This window comes from Amycolatopsis sp. lyj-23 (assembly GCF_046549135.1).
GTDB lineage: Bacteria > Actinomycetota > Actinomycetes > Mycobacteriales > Pseudonocardiaceae > Amycolatopsis.
This window is the reverse complement of the sequence record NZ_JAJPWN010000002.1, coordinates 586,291-607,927: the sequence shown is the minus strand read 5'-3', so window position 1 is coordinate 607,927 and position 21,637 is coordinate 586,291. Positions and strand designations below refer to the sequence as shown.

Below are 21,637 nucleotides of genomic sequence, written 5' to 3'. Positions count from 1 at the left end.
GGTTTTCGGGGGTTCAGCCGTGGTCCGGGCCACACGGCAGCGTGTGTACTTCTTGCCGAAGCAGCCCCGAAAGGACGTCCACAGTGGAATTCCTCCGACCCGCCTCGCTGGCCGACGCGCTCGCCGCGAAGGCCGCGAACCCCGGTGCGGTCCCGATCGCCGGCGGCACGGACGTGATGGTCGAGCTCAACTTCGACCACCGCCGCCCGGAGTCGCTCCTCGACCTCGGGCGCGTGCCCGAGCTGCACGGACACGGCACCGACGGCGGCCGGATCCGGATCGGCGCGGCCGTGTCCTACGCCCGGATCATCGCCGAGCTCGGTACGCAGCTACCCGGCCTGGCGATGGCCGCGCGGACCGTGGGGTCACCGCAGATCCGCAACCGCGGTTCCGTCGGCGGCAATCTGGGCGCGGCGTCGCCCGCGGGCGATTCGCACCCGGCGTTGCTCGCGGCCGGCGCCGAGGTCGAGATCGCCTCGGTCCGCGGTACCCGGGTCGTCGCCGCGGAGGACTTCTACACCGGCGTCAAGCGGAACGTCCTGGCGCCGGACGAGCTGATCACGGCCGTGCTGCTGAAGCCGGCCACCGGACCGCAGCAGTTCAGCAAGATCGGCACGCGCAACGCGATGGTGATCGCCGTCGCCGCCTTCGGGCTGGCGCTGCACCCCGCCGAAAAACGCGTCGGTACCGGCATCGGCTCGGCCGCGCCCACCCCGCGGCGGGCCGTCGAGGCCGAGGAGTTCCTGGCCGGCGAGTTGGACTGGGAGTCGCGCCGGCCGGTGACCGACTCGGTCAAACGCCGCTTCGGCGACCTGGTCGCCGCGGCCGCCGCGCCGATCGACGACGTCCGCGGCAGCGCCGCCTATCGACGTCATGCCCTGGGGGTCATGGCGCGCCGGACGCTGACCTGGGCGTGGACCGAATACTCCGAAGGGAGCGCGAAGTGCGCGTGAACGTCACTGTCAACGGCGAACACCGCCGCGCGGACAACGTCTGGGAAGGCGAAAGCCTCCTGTACGTCCTGCGCGAGCGGCTCGGCCTGCCGGGCTCGAAGAACGCCTGTGAGCAGGGTGAATGCGGCTCGTGCACGGTCTACCTCGACGGCGTCCCGGCGTGCGCGTGCCTGGTCGCGGCGGGACAGGCCGAGGGCCGCGAGGTCGTCACGGTCGAAGGACTGGCCGATGGCGAGGTCCTCGATCCGGTGCAGGAGGCGTTCGTCGAGCGCGGCGCCGTCCAGTGCGGGTTCTGCACGCCCGGCCTGCTGGTCGCCGCGCACGACCTGATCGAGCGCGTCCCGGACCCCAGCGACGTCGAGATCCGCGAGGCGCTGGCCGGGAACCTCTGCCGCTGCACCGGCTACGAGAAGATCCTCGGCGCCGTCCGCGACGCCGCCGCGAAGAAGGCCGTCCGATGAGCGCGCCGGCCCGTTCCCCGCAGGAGCTGCACGACACGATCGCCGGCGGCATCGGCGAAAGCCCGCTGCGCCCGGACGGCACGCTCAAGGTCCGCGGCGAGTTCGCCTACTCCTCGGACCTGTGGCACGAGGACATGCTGTGGGGCGCCACCCTGCGCAGCCCGCACCCGCACGCGCGGATCGTGCGCCTCGACGTCTCCCGCGCGCTGGCCCGGCCGGGGGTGCACGCGGTGCTGACGCACGAGGACGTGCCGGGGGAGAACGTCTACGGCCTCAAGTACCAGGACACGCCGGCGCTGGCCGCGGACCTGGTCCGCTACCAGGGCGAACCGGTCGCGATCCTGGCCGCCGACCACCCGGAGACCGCCCGGCAGGCGCTCAAGGAGATCGTCGTCGAGTACGACGTCCTCGAGCCGGTCACCGACCCCGAGCGCGCCGCGCACGACGACACGCTGCCGAAGCTGCACCCGGGCGGGAACCTGGTCCGCCACCAGCGGATCGTCAAGGGCGATCCGGCGGCCACGGCGGACGTGGTCGTGTCCGGTGTGTACGAGATCGGCATGCAGGACCAGGCGTTCCTCGGTCCCGAATCGGGGCTCGCGGTCCCGGCGGAGGACGGCGGCGTCGACCTCTACCTGGCGACCCAGTGGCTGCACGTCGACCAGCGGCAGACGGCGAAGGCGCTCGGCCTGCCGCTGGAGAAGGTGCGCCTGACGCTGTCCGGGGTCGGCGGGGCGTTCGGCGGCCGCGAGGACCTGTCCATGCAGATCCACTCGTGCATGCTGGCCCTGCGCACCGGGCGGCCGGTGAAGATGAGCTACAACCGCCTGGAGTCGTTCTTCGGACACGTGCACCGCCACCCGGCGAAGATGTACTACGAGCACGGGGCGACGAAGGACGGCAAGCTCGTCTACGTCCGCGCGAAGCTGTACTTCGACGGCGGCGCGTACGCGTCGAAGACCCCGGTCGTGGTCGGCAACGGCACCACGCTCAGCGTCGGCCCGTACGACGTCCCGAACGCCCACATCGAGGGCTGGGGTGTCTACACCAACAACCCGACCTGCGGCGCGATGCGCGGTCTCGGCGCGGTGCAGCCGACCTACGCCTACGAGTCCCAAATGGACAAGCTGGCGTCCGCTTTGGACATGGACCCGGCGGAACTGCGCATCCGCAACGCGTTGAGCGAAGGGTCCACTGTGGTCACCGGTCAGGTGGTCGACTTCCCGGCGCCGGTGGCCGAGCTGGTGCAGCGGGTCCGCGACCTGCCGCTGCCACCCTCGCGCGGCGAGCACGTCGACATCCGCGAGCTGCCCGGCGGCGCGTCCAACACCACGCACGGTGAAGGTGTCGTGCGCGGTGTCGGCTACGGCGTCACGATCAAGAACATCTCCTACGCCGAAGGGCTCGACGACTACTCGACCGCCCGGGTCCGCCTGGAGGTGCTCGGTGGTGAGCCGGTGGCGATGGTCCACACGGCCGCCGCGGAAGTCGGACAGGGCCTGGTGACGTTGCAGCAGCAGATCGCCCGCACGGAGCTGGGCGTGCCGCGGGTGACCGTGCACCCGGCCGACACGAGCGTCGGCGACGCGGGCTCCAGTTCGGCGTCCCGCCAGACCTATGTCACCGGCGGGGCGGTCCGCAACGCGTGCCGTGCGGTCGCGGAGGCCGTCTACGCGCGGCTCGGGGTGCCTGCCGAGGGCATGTCCCTGGTGGGCGGCAAGGTCGTCGCGGCCGACGGCGAAGTCGTCGCCGACCTGGCCGAGCTGCTGGGGGAGACCGCGATCGAGGAGACCCGCGAGTTCCACCACCGCCCCACCTACCCGCTCCACCCGGAGACCGGCCAGGGGGACGCCCACGTCCAGTACGGGTTCTCCGCCCACCGCGCGGTGGTCGACGTCGACCTGGACCTCGGCCTGGTCAAGGTCGTCCAGCTCGACTGCGCCCAGGACGTCGGCAAGGCGATGAACCCCGACGCCGTCGTCGCCCAGATCCAGGGCGGCTCGGCGCAGGGCCTCGGCCTCGCCGTCATGGAGGAGATCCTGGTCCAGGACGGCAAGGTGCGGAACCCGTCGTTCACCGACTACCTCATCCCGACCATCCTCGACGTGCCGCCGATGCGCCTCGAGGTCCTCGAACGACCCGACCCGCACGCGCCCTACGGCGTCCGCGGCGTCGGCGAACCGCCCACGATCTCCGCCACGCCGGCGATCGCCAACGCCATCCGCGCGGCCACCGGCCTCGAGCTGCCGCGCGTCCCGATCCGCCCCGAACACATCACAGGAGCCTGAGATGACCACCGCGACACCCCGGGGCTCCGCCCCGGGCCGGGGGCTCCGTCACCCGGACCCCCGCAAAGACACGGGGATTTCCGCCGAGACCGAATGGCTCGACCAGGCCGTCCGCATCGCGGAGACCAACGTCGCGAACGGCGGCGGCCCGTTCGGCGCACTGATCATGAAGGACGGCGAGGTCGTCGCGACCGGCGTCAACCGCGTCACCGCCAACCTCGACCCGACCGCGCACGCCGAGGTCGTCGCTATCCGCGCGGCCTGCCAGGCGCTCGGCACGTTCAAACTGGACGGCTGCGTGCTCGTCTCCAGCTGCGAGCCGTGCCCGATGTGCCTGTCCTCGGCGCTCTGGGCGCGGGTGGCCAAGGTCGTCTACGCCGCGGACCGCGACGACGCGGCCAAGGCCGGTTTCGACGACCGCGCCTTTTACGAACTGTTCGACCGTCCCCGCGACACCTGGACGGTCCCCGTCACGAGACTGTCCGCAAAGGACGGTTTCGCGCCCTTCGCGGCTTGGCTCGACAAGGCCGACCGCACCGACTACTGACCCACAAGGCCAGCTGACCGGAGCACAACCCCATCGAACGTCCCGCTCGCCCAGGCACGGCGCTGTGCCTCGGCCTGGCCGAGCGCCCCCCACCGGCAAGGGCAGGACGCATGACCCAGACCGAAGTCCCCACCACCGTAGTCGACGACGTACCCGGACAACGCCGATCGCTGCTCGACAGGCTGTTCGAGCTGCGGGCCCGGCAGAGCACGATAGGCCGTGAAGTCCGCGGCGGCGTCACGACGTTCGTCGCGATGGCCTACATCGTTCTGCTCAACCCGCTCATCCTCGGCGCCTCCGCCGACATCACCGGCGCGCGGCTCTCCGCCGCGCAGGTGACCACCGCGACCGCGCTGGCCGCTGCCGTGATGACCGTCCTCATGGGACTCGTCGGCAACGCGCCCCTCGCGCTGGCCGCCGGGCTCGGCATCAACGGCATCGTCGCCTTCCAGATGGCGCCGTCGATGACCTGGGCGCAGGCGTTCGGGCTGGTCGTGCTCGAAGGCGTCTGCATCGTGCTGATGGCCGTCAGCGGCGTCCGCGAGCGGATCATGAACGCCATCCCGCGGCCGCTCAAGACGGCGATCACCGTCGGGATCGGGCTCTACATCGCGCTCGTCGGCCTGGTCAGCGCCGGGTTCGTGACCCGGGTGCCGGACTCCGCGCAGACGACGGTCCCGGTGCGCCTCGGGGCGGGCGGGCACCTGCACGGGTGGCCGATCGTCGTGTTCTGCGTCGGTCTGCTGCTGATGATCGTGCTGGTGGCCCGCAAGGTGCCGGGCGCGGTGCTGATCAGCATCGGCGTGGCCACCGCGTTCGCCGTCGTGCTGCACCAGGTGTTCGGCGTCGGCGGCTGGGGGCTCACCACGCCCGCGCTGCCGGACCACGTCGTCGCGGCGCCGGACTTCGGCCTCTTCGGGCACATCGATCTGTTCGGCGGCTTCGCCTCGGCGGGCGCGCTCGCGGCCACGGTCTTCCTGTTCACGCTCGTGCTGTCCGGCTTCTTCGACGCCATGGGCACGATCACCAGCGTCTCCGACGAAGCGGGGCTGTCGAAGAACGGCAAGGTCCCGCGGATGGGCCGCATCCTGCTGGTCGACGGCGCGGGGGCGATCGCCGGCGGCGTCGCGGGCTCGTCGCCGAACACGGTGTTCCTCGAGTCCGCGGCCGGCGTCGGCGAAGGGGCGCGGACCGGGCTGGCCAGCGTCGTCACCGGGCTGCTGTTCGCCGGGACGCTGCTGTTCACGCCGCTCGCCGGGGTTGTCCCGGCCCAGGCCGCCGCGCCCGCCCTGGTCGTCATCGGCGGCATGATGGTGGCGCAGTGCCGGACCATCCCGTGGCACGACCCGGACTACACGATCCCGGTGTTCCTGACCGCCGCGCTGATCCCGTTCACCTACTCGATCACCAACGGCGTCGGCGCCGGCCTGATCGCCTTCGTGCTGATCAAGGTCGGCCGCGGCAAGTGGCGCGAGGCCGGCTGGCTGCTTTCGCTGCTGGCGCTGGTGTTCGCGGTGTACTTCGCCATCGACGGTGTCGAAACCCTCTTCCGGTAAGGAGATCCCCGTGGCCCTGATGTTCTTCAACGGCGGCGCCATGCGCGGCGAACCGCTGCACCACCTCCTGGACGGCTCGCCGTTCGTGGCCGTGACCGACACCGCGCCGAAGTACCGGTTCTACGCCGTCGGGGACCAGTGCCCGGCGCTGTACCCGGTGTCGCACGGCGGCGCGGCGGTGACCGGCGAGGTCTACGACGTCTCGCTGGACGCACTGCGGGACAAGGTGCTCCCGGCCGAGCCGCACGAGCTGGAGCTCGGCGTGGTGGAGCTGGCCGACGGCAGTTCGGCGTTCGCGATGCTGCTGCGCCGGCCGTACACCTCGCACGTCGCCCTGCGGGACATCACCGAGATCGGCGACTGGCGGGCCTTCAAGGCGAGCGCGTGAAGGTCCTGGTCGCGCCGGACAAGTTCAAGGGGTCGCTGACCGCGGCGGAGGTGGCGTCGGCGGTGGCTGCCGGCCTCGCCGACGCCCACCCCGGCCTCGTGGTGCGGGAACTCCCGGTGGCCGACGGCGGCGACGGCACGGTCGCCGCCGCCGTCGCCGCCGGGTTCCGCCGCGTCGAGGTCCCGGCCCGCGGCCCGACGGGCGTTCCGGTGACGGCGTCCTACGCGGTCCGCGGCGACACCGCGGTCGTCGAGCTGGCCGAGGCATCCGGGCTGCACCGCCTGCCCGGGCCGCCGCAGCCGCTCACCGCGACCAGCGCCGGCACCGGCGACGTCATCGCGGCCGCGGTGCGGGCGGGCTGCCGCCGGATCGTGCTCGGCGTGGGCGGCAGCGCGGGCACGGACGGCGGCGCCGGCATGCTGGCCGCGCTGGGCGCCCGGCTGCTGGACGACACCGGACGCGAGCTGCCCTTCGGCGGTGCGGCTCTCGCGCGGCTCGCTTCACTGGACTTGTCCGGCCTGTCCGAGGTGGACATCGAGCTGGCGAGTGATGTGGACAATCCGCTGTACGGCCCGTGCGGAGCCGCCGCCGTCTACGGCCCGCAGAAAGGCGCGACAGCCGCCGACGTCGAGACGCTGGACGCCGCCCTGCGGCACTGGGCGTCGATCGCCGGACCGGAGTTCGCTTCCCGGCCGGGTGCCGGGGCGGCCGGGGGAGTGGGCTTCGCGGCGATGGCCGTGCTCGGTGCCCGGCTGCGCCCCGGCATCGAGCTGCTGCTGGAGTTGCTCGGGTTCGACGCGGCCCTGGCCGGGGCGTCGCTGGTCATCACCGGCGAGGGCTCACTCGACGAGCAGACCTTGTCGGGCAAGGCCCCGGCCGGAGTGGCCCGCGCCGCGGCGGCCCGGGGCATCCCGTGCATCGCGGTGTCCGGGCGCTGCCGGCTCACCTCCGGTCAGCTGGCGGAGGCGGGGATTTCGGCGGCGTACGCGTTGACGGACCTGGAGCCGGACCCGGCGCGGTGCATGGCGGAGGCGGCGCCGCTGCTGCGCCGCCTCGCCCGCCGCGTCGCGCTGGACTACTTCTCGCTGTCCAGGTGATCGAGCTGGGCGGCGGCATACCGGCCACCCGCCGCCGCGCCGGCGGGTACGGCCGCCTCGATCTCCGCCAGGTCGGCGTCGGTGAGCTCGACGTCCGCGGTCCCGAGTGACTCGGCCAGCCGGGTCCGGGTGCGCGCGCCGACGAGCGGGACGATGTCGTCGCCCTGGGCGGCGACCCAGGCGATGGCGAGCTGCGCGGTGGTGACGCCCTTGGCGGCGGCGATCTTGCCCAGCGCTTCGGTCAGCGCGAGGTTGCGGTCGAGGTTGTCGCCTTGGAACCGCGGGCTGTGGCCGCGGAAATCACCGGCGGCCAGCTCGCGCGACGGCGTCCAGTGACCGCTGAGGAGACCGCGCGAGAGGACGCCGTAGGCGGTGACACCGATGCCGAGCGCGCGGGCCGTCGGCAGGATGTCCGTTTCGATGCCGCGCGAGAGCAGCGAATACTCGATCTGCAGGTCCGAGATCGGGTGGACGGCGGCGGCCCGGCGCAGGGTCCCGGCTCCGACCTCGGACAGCCCGATGTGCCGGACGTACCCCGCGCGCACGAGCTCGGCCAGCGCGCCGACCTGGTCTTCGATCGGCACGGCCGGGTCGAGCCGGGCGGGCCGGTAGATGTCGACGTGGTCGGTGCCGAGCCGGCGCAGGCTGTAGGCGAGGAAGTTCTTGACGGCCTCGGGACGGCTGTCGTAGCCGAGCCAGCTGCCGTCCGGCCCGCGCAGGGCGCCGAACTTGACGCTGATGACGACCTGCTCCCGCGCCCGGCCGCGCAGCGCATCGCGCAGCAGCAGTTCGTTGTGCCCCATGCCGTAGAAGTCCCCGGTGTCGAGCAGGGTGACCCCTTCGTCCAGGGCGGCGTGGATGGTGGCGACGGACTCGGTCTCGTCGGCGGGGCCGTAGAGATCGGACATGCCCATCAGCCCGAGACCGAGGGCGCTGACGGCCGGACCGGTCCGGCCGAGGGTGCGGGTACGCATGAAACTCTCCCGTGTTTCCGTTGATACTACGATCAAGATATCATCGATACCGAACACACGCTACCGGCAAGTTGTTATCATCGAAACCATGGCAACGAAGACGGCAGAGGACACTCGCGCGCGAATCCTCGAAGCGGCGGCAGCGCTGCTGGCGGCCGAGGGCCGCGACGGCCTCTCGACGCGCGCGGTGAGCGCGGCGGCGGGCGTCCAGCCGCCGGCGTTGTACCGCCTCTTCGGCGACAAGGACGGCCTCCTCGACGCGGTGGCGGCGTACGGCTTCGACGAGTACCTGAAGAGCAAGCGCGCACTGGGATCGACGGGCGACGCGGTGGAGGACCTCCGCCGAGGCTGGGACCTGCACATCGAGTTCGGCTTGTCCCGCCCGGAGTTCTACGTACTGATGTACGGCGACGCCCGCCCCGGCCACACGTCCCCGGCGGCACGCGAAGCGGAGACGATGTTGCGAAGCATCGTCGAGCGAGTGGCGGCGGCGGGCAGGCTGCGGGTGGGCGTCGAGCGAGCGGCCCGCTTGGTGCACGCAACGGGCGTGGGCGTGGTGCTGGCCCTGATCGCAACACCGGAGCAGGACCGAGACCCGCAGTTGTCGCCAACAGCCCGCGAGACGGTGTTGACCCGAATCCTGACGGAAAGCGAAAAGGCAGGGGGATCGGACCTGCCGCAGCGGGCAATCGCCCTACGAGCAGGCCTGCGGGAGGCCACAGCGCTCACCGAGGCCGAGCGAGTCCTGCTGGCAGAGTGGCTGGACCGAATCGCCAACGCGTAGACAGGCAAGCGCCCCGCCAACGGCAAGCCGGGCCTCCCGGCAGCCCGCCAACGGGAAGCCGAACCTCCGGCAGAAGCACCAACTGAAAGCCGAACCGCCCCGGCAGAGCACGAACCAGAAGCCGAACACTCCGGCAGCCTCCTAACCAGACTGCAACCCAGACCCCCCGCAACCCCGATCCGAAGCCAGAACACGGCCGGCGGCACCGGGTCAAGGCACGCTTTCCCGCCTTGACGCGGTGCCGTCGGCCGTAGTCACAATCCGGGCTTCGGGGTTGCGAAGACGCAAACCCACCACGCCATCCGGTAGAAGACTGAATCGATCCAGCCCAACCGGACATTGCGTGTCACCCCAACACGACTCAATATGTTGCGACCAACAACATATCCACGACAACGCCGTCGGAGGGTCCGAATGATCAGGTGGAAACCCTGCACAGCAGCAGCAATCCTCCTAGCCGCACTCTTCCCCCAACCAGCCCAGGCCACTGGAACGGCAACGGACTGCTGCGGCAGCGGAGCCTCCTGGACGACGGGCAACAAATCAGCCCTCGGCACCTCCACGACCACAACCAGCCCGGTCTGGTTCACCGTCGCCAACGGAGTCACCTCGGAAGTCTTCTACCCGAGAGCCGACGTCCCGAACATGCAGGACATGCAGTACGTGATCACGGACGGCGCAACGTTCGTGGACCTGGAACGAGACGCCACCACCCACGTCGTGACGATGCCCGACGAGAAGGCCCTCCAGTACACGATCACCAACACGGCGAAGAGCGGCAAGTACCGGATCACCACCGACTACGTCACCGACCCCGGCCGCCCGACTCTCGTCACGAACTCCCGCTTCCAGTCCCTCGACGGCGGCACCTACCGCCTGTACCTCCTGGCCAACCCCTCGATGGCCGGCGGCGGAGCGAACGACAACGCCTGGTGGGACGGCACCGGACTCCTCGCCAGTGGCACCGAAACGCTCTTCGGCGGCACGAGCACCACGGTCGTCTCCGCACTGCGCGTCTCCACCGGCTTCACCGCCCACGACAACGGCTACTCGGGCGCGGCCAGCGACTGCCTGACCGACCTCCGCGCCGACAAGGTGCTCAACAACCAGTTCGACACGATCTCCGGCACCGGCAACGTGGTCCAGTGCGGCCAGATCCCGGTCGGCACGGACACGACGTTCACCGTGGCACTCGGCTACGGAACCACCGCGTCGGCGGCCACGGCGAACGCGAGCGGCTCGCTGAGCAGCGGCTTTTCGTCGATCGCCACGTCCTACCGCAGCGGCTGGAACTCCTACGTGGGCAGCCTGAAGCCCGCGCCCGCCAGCGTTTCCGGCGACACGCAACGCCGGCGCGCCTACTACGTCGCCGCCATGGCGCTGAAGACCGCCGAAGACAAGCAGCACCCGGGGGCGAGCGTCGCGGGGCTCGCGACCCCCTGGGGTGACTACACCAACGGCGACCACCTCAACGACGGCTACCACCGCGTCTGGGGCCGTGACCTCTACCAGCAGGCGACCGGTCTCCTCGCCGCGGGCGACAGCGCACAGGCCAAGCGGATGGCCCAGTTCCTCTGGAGCGCCCAGTGGATCGGCAGCCCCACGGCCGGCGACGGCACGACGTACCCGGCGGGGTCGTTCCCGCGCTACAGCCCGGTTTCCGGGGTCGCGGGCGCGAGCGCCCAGCAGCTCGGCTGCTGCGAACAGCTCGACCAGGACGCCGACGCGATCCTGCTGGCCTGGCTGACCGGCGTCACCGACGCCTCGACCTACGCCAAGGTCAAGACGACGGCGAACCACATCGTCGCGACGGGTCCGGACACCACCGAGCGGTGGGAGGAGCAGTACGGCAAGTCGCCGTCCTCGGTGGCCGCGGAGATCGCCGGGCTGATCGCGGCGGGCGCGATCGCGCGGGCCAACGGCGACACCGGGAGCGCGGCGTCGTGGGAGTCGACCGCGGACTCCTGGCGCAACTCCCTGGCCGGCTGGACCGTGACGACGTCCGGCTACTGGGGCGGCCACACCTACTACGAACGCCTCGACCGGTCCGGCAACCCGAACGACACCGCGACGATCTGCTTCGACGAAGGCTGCTTCTACGAGCACGACGTCACCGACTTCGGGTTCCTCGACCTGGTGCGGCTCGGCATCCGCCCGGCGGGCGACCCGACTATCGCCGGCTCGGTCGCGCCGACGGCCGCGGCGTCGGACGGCAACTCGGCGGTGCAGGTGACGCTGCCGAACGGCGACGTCTACTTCCACCGCTACCCGCACGACAACTACGGCGAAAGCACCGCGAGCTGCAGCGGCTGGCCCGCCGGTGGCAGTCAGCGGTTCGGGCGGCTGTGGCCGGTGCTGTCCGGGGAACGCGGCGAGTACGAGCTGGCCAACGGCCGCTCGGCGGCGGTCTACCTGAAGTCCATGGCGGACTCGGCCAACGACGGGTACTTCGTGCCCGAACAGGTCTGGGACCGCGCCGACGCCGGCTGCTTCGGCCTCGGCCGCCCGACCGGGAGCGCCGGGCCGCTGATGTGGGCCGAGGGCCAGTACCTGCGGCTCGCGCAGAGCATGGACGCCGGCTACGACCTCGACACGCCGTCGATCGTCAAAACCCGCTACGGCAGCTGAAGAAACCGCCGGCCCGGCACGCCCCCTCGGTGTGCCGGACCGGTGGTCAGCGCACCAGGCGGACGGTTTTCGCCGCGGGGGCGAAGGTCGCCGTCTGGCCGCGGGTGAGGGCGACCGTGTCGGCTTCGAGGCCGTCGCCGAAGGCGACCAGTCGGTCGGACTCGACCTCGACGGTCAGCGGCGCCTGCGTCAAATCCCCTTCGGTGCAGGTGGTTCCGGTCGTCGGCGACGGCCACGCTTCGCGCACGAACCAGACCAGCCGGGCCTCGCCGGGCGCGGGCAGACGCAGCGCGCTGCCGCGTTCGCGCCACACCGACCCGCACCAGCCCGTGGCGCCGGTGCCCGTCCCGACGAGGATCCCCGACGACGCCTGGCGTTCGGCCCGCCCGCCACCGACCCCCAGCCGGTAGCGGGCCGTCTGGTGCCCGGGGTGCCCGAGATAGATCTCGTTGAGCGCGAACAGCCGCTGGCCGTCGTCCGCGGTGAGCTCGGCCATCGTGCGGTGCTCGACGTTGCCGGTGGCGCGCACCAGGTCCGCGGCCGCCGCCGGCGGGTGGCGCACGAGCACCCCGGGTGCGCCCGGCGCGATCCCGATCACCGGCTGGCCGTCGAGGTACTTGGCCACGTTGGCGATCAGGCCGTCCTGCCCGACCACCACGACGACGTCCTCGGGCGTGAAGAGGAACCGGTCGAGGTCCGCGCGTTCGACCTCGCCGCGGCGCCAGTCGAGCGGGATCGCCGCCGACACCGCGGCCAGCGCCGCGCGCACGGCGGCGTCGGCCGCGGTCACCTCGGCCAGGTCGCGGCCGCGGGTGCGGAGGAAGAACTCGGCCTGGCCGCGGGTGCCGTGGCGGGCGACGAGTTCGGCCAGCTCGGTGCGGCGGTGGACGAGCACGACCCGCGGCGCCAGGCTCACGAGCGCACCCCCAGCTTCGTCAGCAGCGGCGTGAGCAGATCCGGCGTCAGGACCAGGCTCTCGATCTGCGGCAGGTTCCCCGCCAGCTCCTTGAGCGCCAGCCCGGTCAGCACGCTCTCGGGCAGGTCGCGGTAGGCCGCAAGCCGGGCCGCCTCGCCCGCCGCTTCCGCTTCGCCGAGTGCCCGCTTGCCCTCGGCCTTCACCTGCGTCAGCCGCTCCTCGCGCGAAGCCTGCGCCTCCGTCTCGATGCGGTTCGCCGCCGCCGCCTCTTCGGCCTGGCGGCGGGCGTTCGCGCCGCGCTGGGCGAGCAGCTGCTCCTCGCGGCGGGCCAGCTCGATCTGGTTCTGCAGCTCGTTTTCGCTGATCGCGCGTTCGCGTTCAACGGCGAGCGCCCGGCGCTCGAAGGTCGCGCGGTCGGCCTCCTGCTGCACCTTCTCCCGCGCGGTCGTCTGGAGTGCCTTCTCGACCTCCGGCTCGGCCCGGATCGCGACGACGCGGACGTCGATCACCGCGGAACCGGTCTGCGCGAGCCGCGTGTCCTCCTCGGCCAGGCCCGCGCGGATCCGGTCGCGGACCGCCCGGACGCCGTCGACGAGCGCGGTGGCCAGGGGAGTGCGGGTCAGCACCTCGACCGCGTACTGCTGGACGTTTTCGGTGAGCAGCCCGCTGATCTGCGCCAGTGGGTCGCTTCTCCAGCGGCCGGTGTCCGGGTCGATGGAGAAGTCGATGCGCTGCGCGGCCAGTGCCGGGTCCTCGATCCGGAAGGTCAGGGCGAGCTGGACGGTGACGTCCTGGAAGTCGGCCGTGCGGGCGTGGAACAGCAGCGGCAGCTCGCGGTCGTCGACCGGGACTTCCGAGACGACCGCGGTGAGCGGCCGGTACCAGAACGACAGCCCGACGCCGTCGTGCGCGAGCTTGCCGCGGCGGTAGTGGCGGATGTGGACGGTCGGGGCGCCGCGCAGGTGCCGGAACCCGAAGCGGCGGTCGATGTCGGCCATGGAGTCCTCCTCTTATCGTCGGCGTGACGATATGGGGTGGACTGGTTAATCGTCAAGCTGACGATTAGGGTGGGTGGCATGGGTCACCCACCGTTCGCCGTCACCGTGGACCTCGTCGTGCTCACCCTGACCGGCGACGAGCTGTGCGCGCTGCTGGTGCGCCGCGGCGTCGAGCCGTACCTGGGGGAGTGGGCGCTGCCGGGCGGGTTCGTCCGGGAGGACGAGGACCTGGCGGACGCGGCGCGCCGCGAACTGGCGGAGGAGACGGGCCTGGCGCCGGGGGCCGTCCACATCGAACAGCTGGCGGGCTACGGCGCCCCGGACCGCGACCCGCGGATGCGGGTGGTGACGGTGGCGTACCTGGCGCTGGCCCCGGACCTCCCGGTGCCCCGCGCGGGCACGGACGCGGCGGAGGCCCGCTGGGCACCGGTCCGGGCGTTGCGGACCGAGCGCCTGGCGTTCGACCACGACCGCATCCTCGCCGACGGCGTCGAGCGCGCCCGCGCGAAACTGGAGTATTCCCCGCTGGCGACGGCGTTCTGCGCCCCGGAGTTCACCGTGGCGGAGCTGCGCCGGGTGTACGAACTGGTGTGGGACACGCGGCTGGACCCGCGCAATTTCCACCGCAAGGTGACGGGCGCGGAGGGTCTTTTGGAGCCCACGGGCCGGACAACCACCCGAGACGGCGGCCGCCCGGCCCGCTTGTACCGGCGCGGCACGGCGGAGGTGTTGTACCCACCGATGCTGCGCAGCTGACGGCTCTGGCTGGTGGCGGGTACCTGGGTTGCGGCCGGTCGGGCTGACCGGCTCGGCCGGTGGTGCCGGTCTTGGCTGCGGGGTCGGCTCGCCGCCCAGGCGCAGTCGTTGCGGCGCCGGTGATGCCGGGCGTTTCCGTTCGACGCCGGCCCGGCCCGGCCCGGCCCGGCTCGCGCCGCCGCGGCACAGCTATTGCGGCGCCGCCGCTGCCCGGCGTTCCTCACCAGCTCGATCCGGGCCGAACGCCGCCGGTGAGCGGCCCGGCCTCCGCCTACGCCGCTCGGGCCGGAACCCACCGCCGGGCCGCCGAGACCAGTGGCAGCAGGCGCGTGCCGAAGTTGCGGGCCGCCAGGCCGCCCCGGGTGGCCGGGATCAGGAGCGCCGCCGCCGTCGGGACCGCTCGCTGTTTCGGCTCCACCAGCTTCCGGTGCGCCGTCTCGTACCGGAGGAACGCCGCGGCCGGGTCGTCCGGGGTCCGGCCGAGCTCCTCCGCCAGCGTGTACGCGCCCGCCATCGCCAGCGACGAGCCGTCGCCGAAGAGGGACACGCACGAGGCCGCGTCGCCCGTCAGTGCGATGCGGCCCGTGCTCCAGCGGTCCATGCGGACCCGGCTCACCGAGTCGAAGTACAGGTCGTCCGCCGTGCGCACCTGGTCCAGCAACGGCGGAACCAGCCAGCCCGCGCCCGCGTAGGTCTCGGTCAGCAGGCGCCGGTGCAGTGCCGTGTCGCGGTGGTCGAAGCCCGGCAGCGCGGCGCCGCGGAACATGAACGCCGCGATGCCGTGCCCGCGCGACGGGTGCACCGCCACCGCGCGGCCGGGCGAGTTGTACATCTCGATCGCCGCCGGGTCGGGCGGCGGCCCGGTCAGCGGCAGCGTCGCGATGTAGACGCCCATGTGCTCGACGAACGCCTGCTCCGGGCCGAACGCGAGCCGCCGTACCGCCGAATGCAGCCCGTCCGCGCCCAGCACCAGGTCGAACCGCCGCGGGGCACCCCGCTCGAACGTGACGTCGACGCCGCCGGCGTCTTCGCGCAGCTCGGTGACGGAGTCTCCGAACACGAACTCGGCGTGCTCGTGCGCCGCGTCGTGAAGGATCGCCGCAAGGTCGGTGCGGGGGAGTTCGATGTCGCCGTCCGCGCCGAACAGCCGCATCGGGATCCGGCCGGTGCGCCGGCCCGCGTCGTCGACGAAGATCAGCGCCTCGGCGCTCGTGCTCGCTTCACGCAGCTTCGCGGTGACGCCCATCCGCTCCGCGACGCGCGCCGCCGGCCCGCGGACGTCCACCGGGCTCCCGCTCGAGCGCAGCCCGGCGGCGCGTTCGACGACGGTGGGCCGGAAGCCGGCGCGGCCCAGCCAGTACGCCAGAGTCGGCCCGGCTACGCCGGCACCGGAGATCAATACGGTTCGTTCGGTCATCAAATGCCCCCATCTCGGTCCTGACCATCGGTCAGTCGCGACGGTACGCTCCTGTCCGTCGGTCAGGCAACCGGGCTACGCTCGGAAGATGACGGACGACACCCGGGCGAAGATCCTGCGCGCGGCGCTGGCGGAGTTTTCGGCGCGCGGCTTCCACGAGACGTCGGTGCGGGAGCTGGCCGAACGCGTCGGCGTGACGAAGACGGCGGTGCTGTACCACTTCCCGGGCAAGGCGGACATCGTCGCGGCGCTGGCCGAGCCGATGCTGGCCGACTTCGAAGCCGCGCTGGCCGCGGCGGCGAAGGCGGCCGACGTCCGCCGGGCGGCCCTCGAAGGACTCCTGGAAGTGTGGTTGACCCACCGGTACCTGCTCCGGATGAACCTGCGCGACCTGGGCCTGACCGCGTCGGCGGCGGTGTTCGAGCGGTTCCGCAACGGGATGCTGAAGGCGAACGCGCTGGTCGCGGGCCCGGACGCGGATTTCGCGGCGCGGGTCCGCGCAGCGCAGGCGATCGCGATGCTCAGCGACCCGGTGGTCCTGTTCGCGGAGGCGCCGGAAACCGAGTTGCGAGCAGCGATCCTCGACGGCGTGCAGCGGCTGGTCACGGCAACGAGCGAAGAGCCGGCCAACACTCAGCGGCCGCCCGACGCGTCGAGCGAAGAGCGGCGCAAAGGCCGTCGAGGGCGGCCGCCCGCCATGAGCGCCGAGACCGTCTCGGCCGCCCGGCGTCTCTACGAAGCCGGGCGTGCTCCCGCCGACATCGCGGCCGAGCTCGGTGTCTCCCGGGCCACCGTCTACCGCCACCTCTCCATTAATGAGACGACTTCTGAGACTTTTTGAGACACGAGGTCAAATCAAGGCCCGGAACCACAGCGTGAACTCCGTCTTCTGCGGCACCAGCCGGTACTGCGGCAGCACGCCGGGCCCGCACGACGCCGTTCCCAGCCCGTGCTGGGCGACGTCCAGCGTCAGGTGCACCACCTCGTCCGGCACCAGCTCATCCGGGTGCCGCGCCGCCTCCAGTGCCGCCGCGGTCCAGCGGCGGGCCGTGAAGTCGAAGACCGGCTCGCCGTCCACGCGGATGCCCGCACCGTCCGGGGCCGTCAGGCGCGCCCAGCGGACCGCCGTGCGGTTGCCGTTCTCCTGCGGGAACACGTATGGCGTCTGCAGTCCGTCGACGCTGCGGGAGAACCGGCCGATCCGCGCCGCCTGGCGGCTGTCCGGGTACGCCTCGCCGGGGCCGCCGCCGAACCACTCGGCCGAGCCGAGCGCGCCCGGGACCGCCATCGTCAGGCCGAGCCGGGGGAGCGTGCCGGGGAACTCGCCGTCCGGGGTCACCGAAACCCGCAGCCGGAGGCGGTCCCCGAACGCCGTCCACGTGTAGTCGGCGAACAGCCCGAACGGCTGCGCCGGCGGGGCGACGCGCGTGCGCACCACCAGTTCCTCGCCGTCCGCGTCGACCGTGATCACCCGGTGCTGCAGCCGGTGCAGCCCGGCCTCCCGCCACTGCTCGGCGGCCGGTGGTCCCGCGAACGTGCCGCGGTCGTTGTCGGTCGTCGCCCGCCAGACGTCGAGGCGCGGCCCGCGCACCGCGTGGCCGCCGAGCGCGGTCAGGACACCCGTCGCCGGGTCGAACTCGCCGGCGCCGAGCACCAATCGTCCGCCGGTGCGGAACACCGGGCCGCGGGGTGGCAGCGGTGCCGCGGCCGGCGCGGCCGACACCGCCAGCTGCCCCCAGCCGACGACGTGCCCGGCCGGCGCCCAGGCGGTCGCCGACGTCAGCGACGCCGACACGGTCAGCCACGACTCGCCGCTCGTCGTGGGCAGATCGGGGAGCGGGACCGTGGTGCTCTGTCCTGATTGGACCCTGGGAACGGCGAGAAGACCTTGAGCGACCGCGATTCCTTCGTCCTCCAGGGTCCAGGTGAACGTCAGGTGCGCCGTGCTCACGAAGTCGTAGTGGTTGCTGACCCGGATCCCGGCCGGATCGGCGGCGATCCGGACCGGTTCGGCGACCTTCGCGAACTCCAGCAGCCCCGGCGACGGCGTCCGGTCGGGGAAGACCAGGCCGTCGATGACGAAGTTGCCGTCGTGGATCGGCTCGCCGAAGTCCCCGCCGTAGGCGAAGTGCCCGCCGTCGGCGATGCCGTGGTCGATCCACTCCCAGAGGAACCCGCCCTGGCAGTTCGGGTAGCGCTCGAACAGCTCCCGGTACTCCAGCAGCCCGCCCGGGCCGTTGCCCATCGCGTGCCCGTACTCGCACAGCAGGAACGGCAGGTCGCGACGCCGCGTGTTGTCGTCCTCCCGGCGGCCGATGCGCTCGACGTCCTCGTGCGAGGCGTACATCCGGCTGTGCACGTCGACGTAGGCGCAGTCGTGGTCGCCTTCGTAGTGCACCGGCCGCGTCGGGTCGCGGTGGTGCACCCACTCCGCCATCCGCGCGAGGTTCTCGCCGGTGTGGCTTTCGTTGCCCAGCGACCAGAGGATGACGCTGGGCCGGTTCTTGTCGCGCTCGACCGTGCGCCGCATCCGGTCGAGGTAGGCCTCGGCCCACCTCGGGTCGCCGCTCGGGTTGCCGGCCCAGCCCAGCGGCTCGAAGCCGTGGGTCTCCAGGTCGCACTCGTCGATCACCCAGAGGCCGTGGGTGTCGCACAGCTCGAGGAACGCCGGATCGGGCGGGTAGTGGCTGGTCCGGACGGCGTTGACGTTGTGCCGCTTCATCAGCAGGACGTCGGCCAGCGCCGTCTCCGGCGACACCACGCGCCCGGTGCGCGGGTCGTGCTCGTGGCGGTTCACCCCGCGCAGCATCAGCGGACGGCCGTTGACCTTCAGCTGCCCGCCTTCGACGGTCACCGTCCGGAACCCGAACCGCAGCCGGTGGTCCCCGGCCGGGTTCTCCGACGGCACGTGCGGCGGGTCGACCGGGAACGGGTACCGCACGTTCGTGTAGGCGGGCCGGCCGTGGCCGTGCAGCTGCCACAGCGACGGCACCGGCAGCTCGTCCCACGCCGAGTCGTCGAACCGCTCGGCCTCGATCCCCGCCGGGGCGGCCGCGAGGCTCGGTGACAGCCGGAAGCGCCAGGTGCCGTTCAACGACAGTGCGGGTGCGTCGGAGGTGAAGGCCGCGCGCGGCGGGAGCGAGCCCCGGCCGGGGCCGGGGTCTTCCAGGTACGACATCGGGTCCCTTCCGCGCTCGCCACGTCCGAGAACGTTCCCGTGAACGTTCACGGACTGCTCCGCAGTCTGCGGCGCGGCGGAACCGGGTGTCAAGCGATCAGGCGGATTCGCGCAGGTGGAGGCGGGCGCGGACGATCAGCTCGGCGGGCTCGAGCGGCGTCTCGCCGGTGACCAGCCGGGCCGCCTGCTCGACGGCCAGTGCGCCGACCGCCCGCGTGTCGATCGCGACGCTCGAGAGCTCCGGCTCGACGAGGGTGCCGAGGGCGAGCCCGTCGAACCCGACCACGGCGAGGTCGGCGGGCACGCGCAGGCCGAACCGGCGGGCCTCGCGCAGGGCGCCGATGGCCATCACGTCGTTGAAGGCGAACAGGGCGGTGACGTCCGGGTGGGCGGTGAACAGGGCGGCCAGCGCCGCGCTCCCGCCGTCGACGCTCTGCGCGCCCGCTCCGATCCAGCCGGGCTGCACGGAGACCCCGCACTCGGCGGCGGCCCGCAGGAACCACCGGCGGCGGACGCTCGGGACGGGGTGGCCGTCGAGCATGCCGATCCGCCGGTGCCCGCGCGAGACGAGGTGGGCGACGGCCTCGCGCACGCCGTCCTCGCCGTCGATCCCGATGCCGCTGAAGCGCGGGGTGCGCGGCTCGCGGCCGATCAGCACCACCGGGATGCCCGCGGTGAGGCGCTCGAGGTCGTCCTCGGACCGGCCGAAGTAGCCGGTGACCGCGTCGACCTGGGTGCCGATCACCCGCAGGGTGGCGAGTTCCTGCTCGGGGTCGTCGGCGGTGTCGTGGACGACGACGTGCCAGCCGCGGGCCCGGGCCGCCGCCAGCGCACCGGAGGCGACCTCGGTGAAGAAGGGGTTGAGCAGGTCCGGCACGACCAGGCCGATCGTGGTGGTGTCCGGCCGCACCAAGCCCCGGGCGAAGCGGCTGGGCCGGTACCCGAGCGTCCGTGCGGCGTCGAGGACGCGCTGTTTGGTCGAGCCGTCGATCTCGCCCTTGTCGTTCAGCGCCCGCGACACCGTCTGCCGGGAGACCCCGGCCGAGCGGGCGACGTCGTGGATCGTCACCCGCCGGGGTTCGGTGCTGCTCGGAGACACCCGTCGAGTATGCCCGCCCCCGCCCACCCCGCTACCCGACACCTCCACAGGCCGTGACGGAAGGCCCAACTCGCGTGATCAAGACCGAGACTCGCGTGATTGGAGCCGTAACTCGCGTGATTGGAGGCGGGACTCGCGAGTTACGGGCTCAATCACGCGAGTTCCGGGCTGGGACACGCGAGATACGAGTTTCGTTACGCGGCCGGGGTGCGTTCGCGGCGCTTGGCGATGAACCGCCAGCCCACCGCCAGGACCACCGCCAGCACCGGGATCGAGTAGAACGCGATCTTCTCGGCGCCGTCGGAGAAGCCCATCAGGACCACCACCAGGGCCAGGAACGCCAGCGTCGCCCAGCCGCTGTAGGGCGCCCACGGCATCCGGTACGACGGGCGCTCCAGCTCGCCGCGCAGGGCCGCCTGGCGCAGGCGCAGCTGGCAGAAGATCAGCGTCGCCCACGTGCTGATCACGCCCAGGGACGCGATCGCGATGGCGATGTCGAACGCCTCCTTCGGCACCAGGTAGTTCAGCACCACGCCCAGCACGTACGCGACCGACGTGAACAGGATGCCGCCGTAGGGGACCTGGCGGCGGCTCATCCGGCTGACGAACGACGGCGCTTCGCCCTCCTCGGCCAGCGAACGCAGGATCCGGCCCGTCGAATACAGCCCGGAGTTGACGCTGGACAGCGCCGCGGTCAGCACCACCGCGTTCATCACGTCGCCGATGCCCGGGATGCCGAGCCGGCTGAACACCGTGACGAACGGGCTCTCGTCGCCGCTGTAGAACGGCCACGGCAGCAGCATCGCCAGCAGCAGCACGGACCCGACGTAGAACACGCCGATCCGCCAGACCACGCCGTTGATCGCCTTCGGCAGCACCTTGCGGGCGTCCTTCGTCTCGCCCGCCGCGATGCCGACGACCTCGATGGCCGAGTAGGCGAAGATGACCGCCTGCAACGTCATCAGCGCCACGCCGACGCCCGCCGGGAACAGTCCACTGTGGCCGGTCAGGTTGTGCGGACCGGCGGGTGCGCCACCGATGTTCGCGCTCGTCAGCACCAAACCGGCGCCGACGACCAGGAAGACGACGATGGCCAGCACCTTGACCACCGAGAACCAGAACTCCAGCTCGCCGAACACCTTGACCGACAGCAGGTTCACCGCCAGCAGCACGCCCAGTGCGACCAGCGCGGTGAGCCACTGCGGCAGGTCCGGCAGCCACTTGTGGACGTAGATGGCGACCGCGGTGATCTCCGCGATCCCGGTCATCGCCCAGTTGACCCAGTACATCCAGCCGGAGGCGAAGCCGGCCCACGGCCCGATGAACTTCCGCGCGTAGGTGACGAAACTGCCGGAACTGGGCTCGTGCAGGACGAGTTCGCCGAGCGCGCGCATCACGAAGTAGGCGGCGATCCCGCAGATCGCGTAGGAGAAGACCAGCGACGGGCCGACCTGGTGGAGCTTGCCGCCGGCGCCGAGGAACAGCCCGACGCCGATCGCGCCGCCGATGGCGATCATCTGCACTTGGCGGTTGCCCAGTGCTTTCGAGTAGCTTTCACCTTTTTCGGTGCGCAGCGAGGAATCCATGGTTACCGGAC

The 21,637-nt window shown here is 72.1% G+C and carries 18 protein-coding genes; 11 read left to right on the top strand and 7 right to left on the bottom strand.

Annotated features, from left to right (window positions below; genetic code table 11):
- Window positions 1–83 precede the first annotated feature (83 nt).
- From ACLJPY_RS05405 to ACLJPY_RS05375, 7 genes are all read left to right on the top strand, one after another.
- A complete protein-coding gene (locus ACLJPY_RS05405) occupies window positions 84–953 on the top strand; it encodes an FAD binding domain-containing protein (RefSeq protein ID WP_410586898.1) in 870 nt (289 codons plus the stop codon).
- On the top strand, window positions 944–1,414 hold the full coding sequence (locus ACLJPY_RS05400) for a (2Fe-2S)-binding protein (RefSeq protein ID WP_410586897.1): 471 nt from the start codon (window positions 944–946) through the stop codon (window positions 1,412–1,414). Before ACLJPY_RS05405 ends, ACLJPY_RS05400 begins: the two co-directional genes overlap by 10 nt.
- Window positions 1,411–3,702, top strand: coding sequence for a xanthine dehydrogenase subunit D (pucD, locus tag ACLJPY_RS05395; RefSeq protein ID WP_410586896.1), 2,292 nt, complete (start codon window positions 1,411–1,413; stop codon window positions 3,700–3,702). Before ACLJPY_RS05400 ends, pucD begins: the two co-directional genes overlap by 4 nt.
- Window position 3,703: 1 nt before the next feature.
- Window positions 3,704–4,249, top strand: a complete 546-nt coding sequence (locus ACLJPY_RS05390) for a nucleoside deaminase (RefSeq protein WP_410586895.1) — start codon at window positions 3,704–3,706, stop codon at window positions 4,247–4,249.
- Between the two features lie 110 nt (window positions 4,250–4,359).
- Window positions 4,360–5,805 carry an NCS2 family permease gene (locus tag ACLJPY_RS05385; RefSeq protein WP_410586894.1) on the top strand — a complete coding sequence of 482 codons (1,446 nt, stop codon included), beginning with the start codon at window positions 4,360–4,362 and terminating at the stop codon, window positions 5,803–5,805.
- Between the two features lie 10 nt (window positions 5,806–5,815).
- The gene (locus ACLJPY_RS05380; protein WP_360270310.1) at window positions 5,816–6,193 is read left to right on the top strand and encodes a gamma-glutamylcyclotransferase; all 378 of its coding nucleotides are present in this window, start codon (window positions 5,816–5,818) and stop codon (window positions 6,191–6,193) included.
- Window positions 6,190–7,290: a glycerate kinase gene (locus ACLJPY_RS05375; RefSeq protein WP_410586893.1), complete on the top strand. Its 1,101-nt coding sequence runs from the start codon at window positions 6,190–6,192 to the stop codon at window positions 7,288–7,290. Before ACLJPY_RS05380 ends, ACLJPY_RS05375 begins: the two co-directional genes overlap by 4 nt.
- Here the strand turns inward: ACLJPY_RS05375 and ACLJPY_RS05370 are convergent.
- The gene (locus tag ACLJPY_RS05370) at window positions 7,269–8,264 is read right to left on the bottom strand and encodes an aldo/keto reductase (protein ID WP_410586892.1); all 996 of its coding nucleotides are present in this window, start codon (window positions 8,262–8,264) and stop codon (window positions 7,269–7,271) included. The two genes, ACLJPY_RS05375 and ACLJPY_RS05370, sit on opposite strands and share 22 nt — an antisense overlap.
- A gap of 88 nt (window positions 8,265–8,352) precedes the next feature.
- Here ACLJPY_RS05370 and ACLJPY_RS05365 point away from each other — a divergent pair, with 88 nt between their 5' ends.
- Window positions 8,353–9,048 carry a TetR/AcrR family transcriptional regulator gene (locus ACLJPY_RS05365; protein ID WP_410587008.1) on the top strand — a complete coding sequence of 232 codons (696 nt, stop codon included), beginning with the start codon at window positions 8,353–8,355 and terminating at the stop codon, window positions 9,046–9,048.
- Between the two features lie 414 nt (window positions 9,049–9,462).
- Window positions 9,463–11,676, top strand: a complete 2,214-nt coding sequence (locus ACLJPY_RS05360) for a glycoside hydrolase family 15 protein (RefSeq protein ID WP_410586891.1) — start codon at window positions 9,463–9,465, stop codon at window positions 11,674–11,676.
- Window positions 11,677–11,722: 46 nt separating this feature from the next.
- Here ACLJPY_RS05360 and ACLJPY_RS05355 read toward each other — a convergent pair whose 3' ends face one another.
- Together ACLJPY_RS05355 and ACLJPY_RS05350 are read right to left on the bottom strand one after the other, a co-directional pair.
- Window positions 11,723–12,592 carry a hypothetical protein gene (locus ACLJPY_RS05355; protein ID WP_410586890.1) on the bottom strand — a complete coding sequence of 290 codons (870 nt, stop codon included), beginning with the start codon at window positions 12,590–12,592 and terminating at the stop codon, window positions 11,723–11,725.
- Complete coding sequence (locus tag ACLJPY_RS05350; RefSeq protein ID WP_410586889.1) at window positions 12,589–13,590, bottom strand: SPFH domain-containing protein; 1,002 nt, start codon at window positions 13,588–13,590, stop codon at window positions 12,589–12,591. The genes ACLJPY_RS05355 and ACLJPY_RS05350 overlap by 4 nt, the downstream gene beginning before the upstream one ends.
- Before the next feature lie 78 nt (window positions 13,591–13,668).
- On the opposite strand from ACLJPY_RS05350, the gene ACLJPY_RS05345 reads away from it, so the two are divergent.
- Window positions 13,669–14,346, top strand: a complete 678-nt coding sequence (locus ACLJPY_RS05345; protein ID WP_410586888.1) for an NUDIX hydrolase — start codon at window positions 13,669–13,671, stop codon at window positions 14,344–14,346.
- Between the two features lie 271 nt (window positions 14,347–14,617).
- Here the strand turns inward: ACLJPY_RS05345 and ACLJPY_RS05340 are convergent, their stop codons facing one another.
- Complete coding sequence (locus tag ACLJPY_RS05340; protein WP_410586887.1) at window positions 14,618–15,763, bottom strand: FAD-dependent monooxygenase; 1,146 nt, start codon at window positions 15,761–15,763, stop codon at window positions 14,618–14,620.
- 88 nt (window positions 15,764–15,851) lie between these two features.
- Between ACLJPY_RS05340 and ACLJPY_RS05335 the strand changes: the two genes are divergently transcribed.
- Window positions 15,852–16,604 (top strand): TetR family transcriptional regulator, encoded by a 753-nt coding sequence (locus ACLJPY_RS05335; protein WP_410586886.1) that lies wholly within the window; start codon window positions 15,852–15,854, stop codon window positions 16,602–16,604.
- A 9-nt stretch (window positions 16,605–16,613) separates the two neighbouring features.
- Here the strand turns inward: ACLJPY_RS05335 and ACLJPY_RS05330 are convergent, their stop codons facing one another.
- The 3 genes from ACLJPY_RS05330 to ACLJPY_RS05320 all read right to left on the bottom strand — a co-directional run bounded on the left by ACLJPY_RS05330 (window position 16,614) and on the right by ACLJPY_RS05320 (window position 21,626).
- Window positions 16,614–18,941: a glycoside hydrolase family 2 TIM barrel-domain containing protein gene (locus ACLJPY_RS05330; protein WP_410586885.1), complete on the bottom strand. Its 2,328-nt coding sequence runs from the start codon at window positions 18,939–18,941 to the stop codon at window positions 16,614–16,616.
- A gap of 97 nt (window positions 18,942–19,038) precedes the next feature.
- Entirely contained in the window at window positions 19,039–20,040 is a 1,002-nt protein-coding gene (locus tag ACLJPY_RS05325) for a LacI family DNA-binding transcriptional regulator (protein ID WP_410586884.1), read from the bottom strand.
- Window positions 20,041–20,234: 194 nt separating this feature from the next.
- Entirely contained in the window at window positions 20,235–21,626 is a 1,392-nt protein-coding gene (locus tag ACLJPY_RS05320; protein WP_410586883.1) for an amino acid permease, read from the bottom strand.
- Window positions 21,627–21,637: the final 11 nt, after the last annotated feature.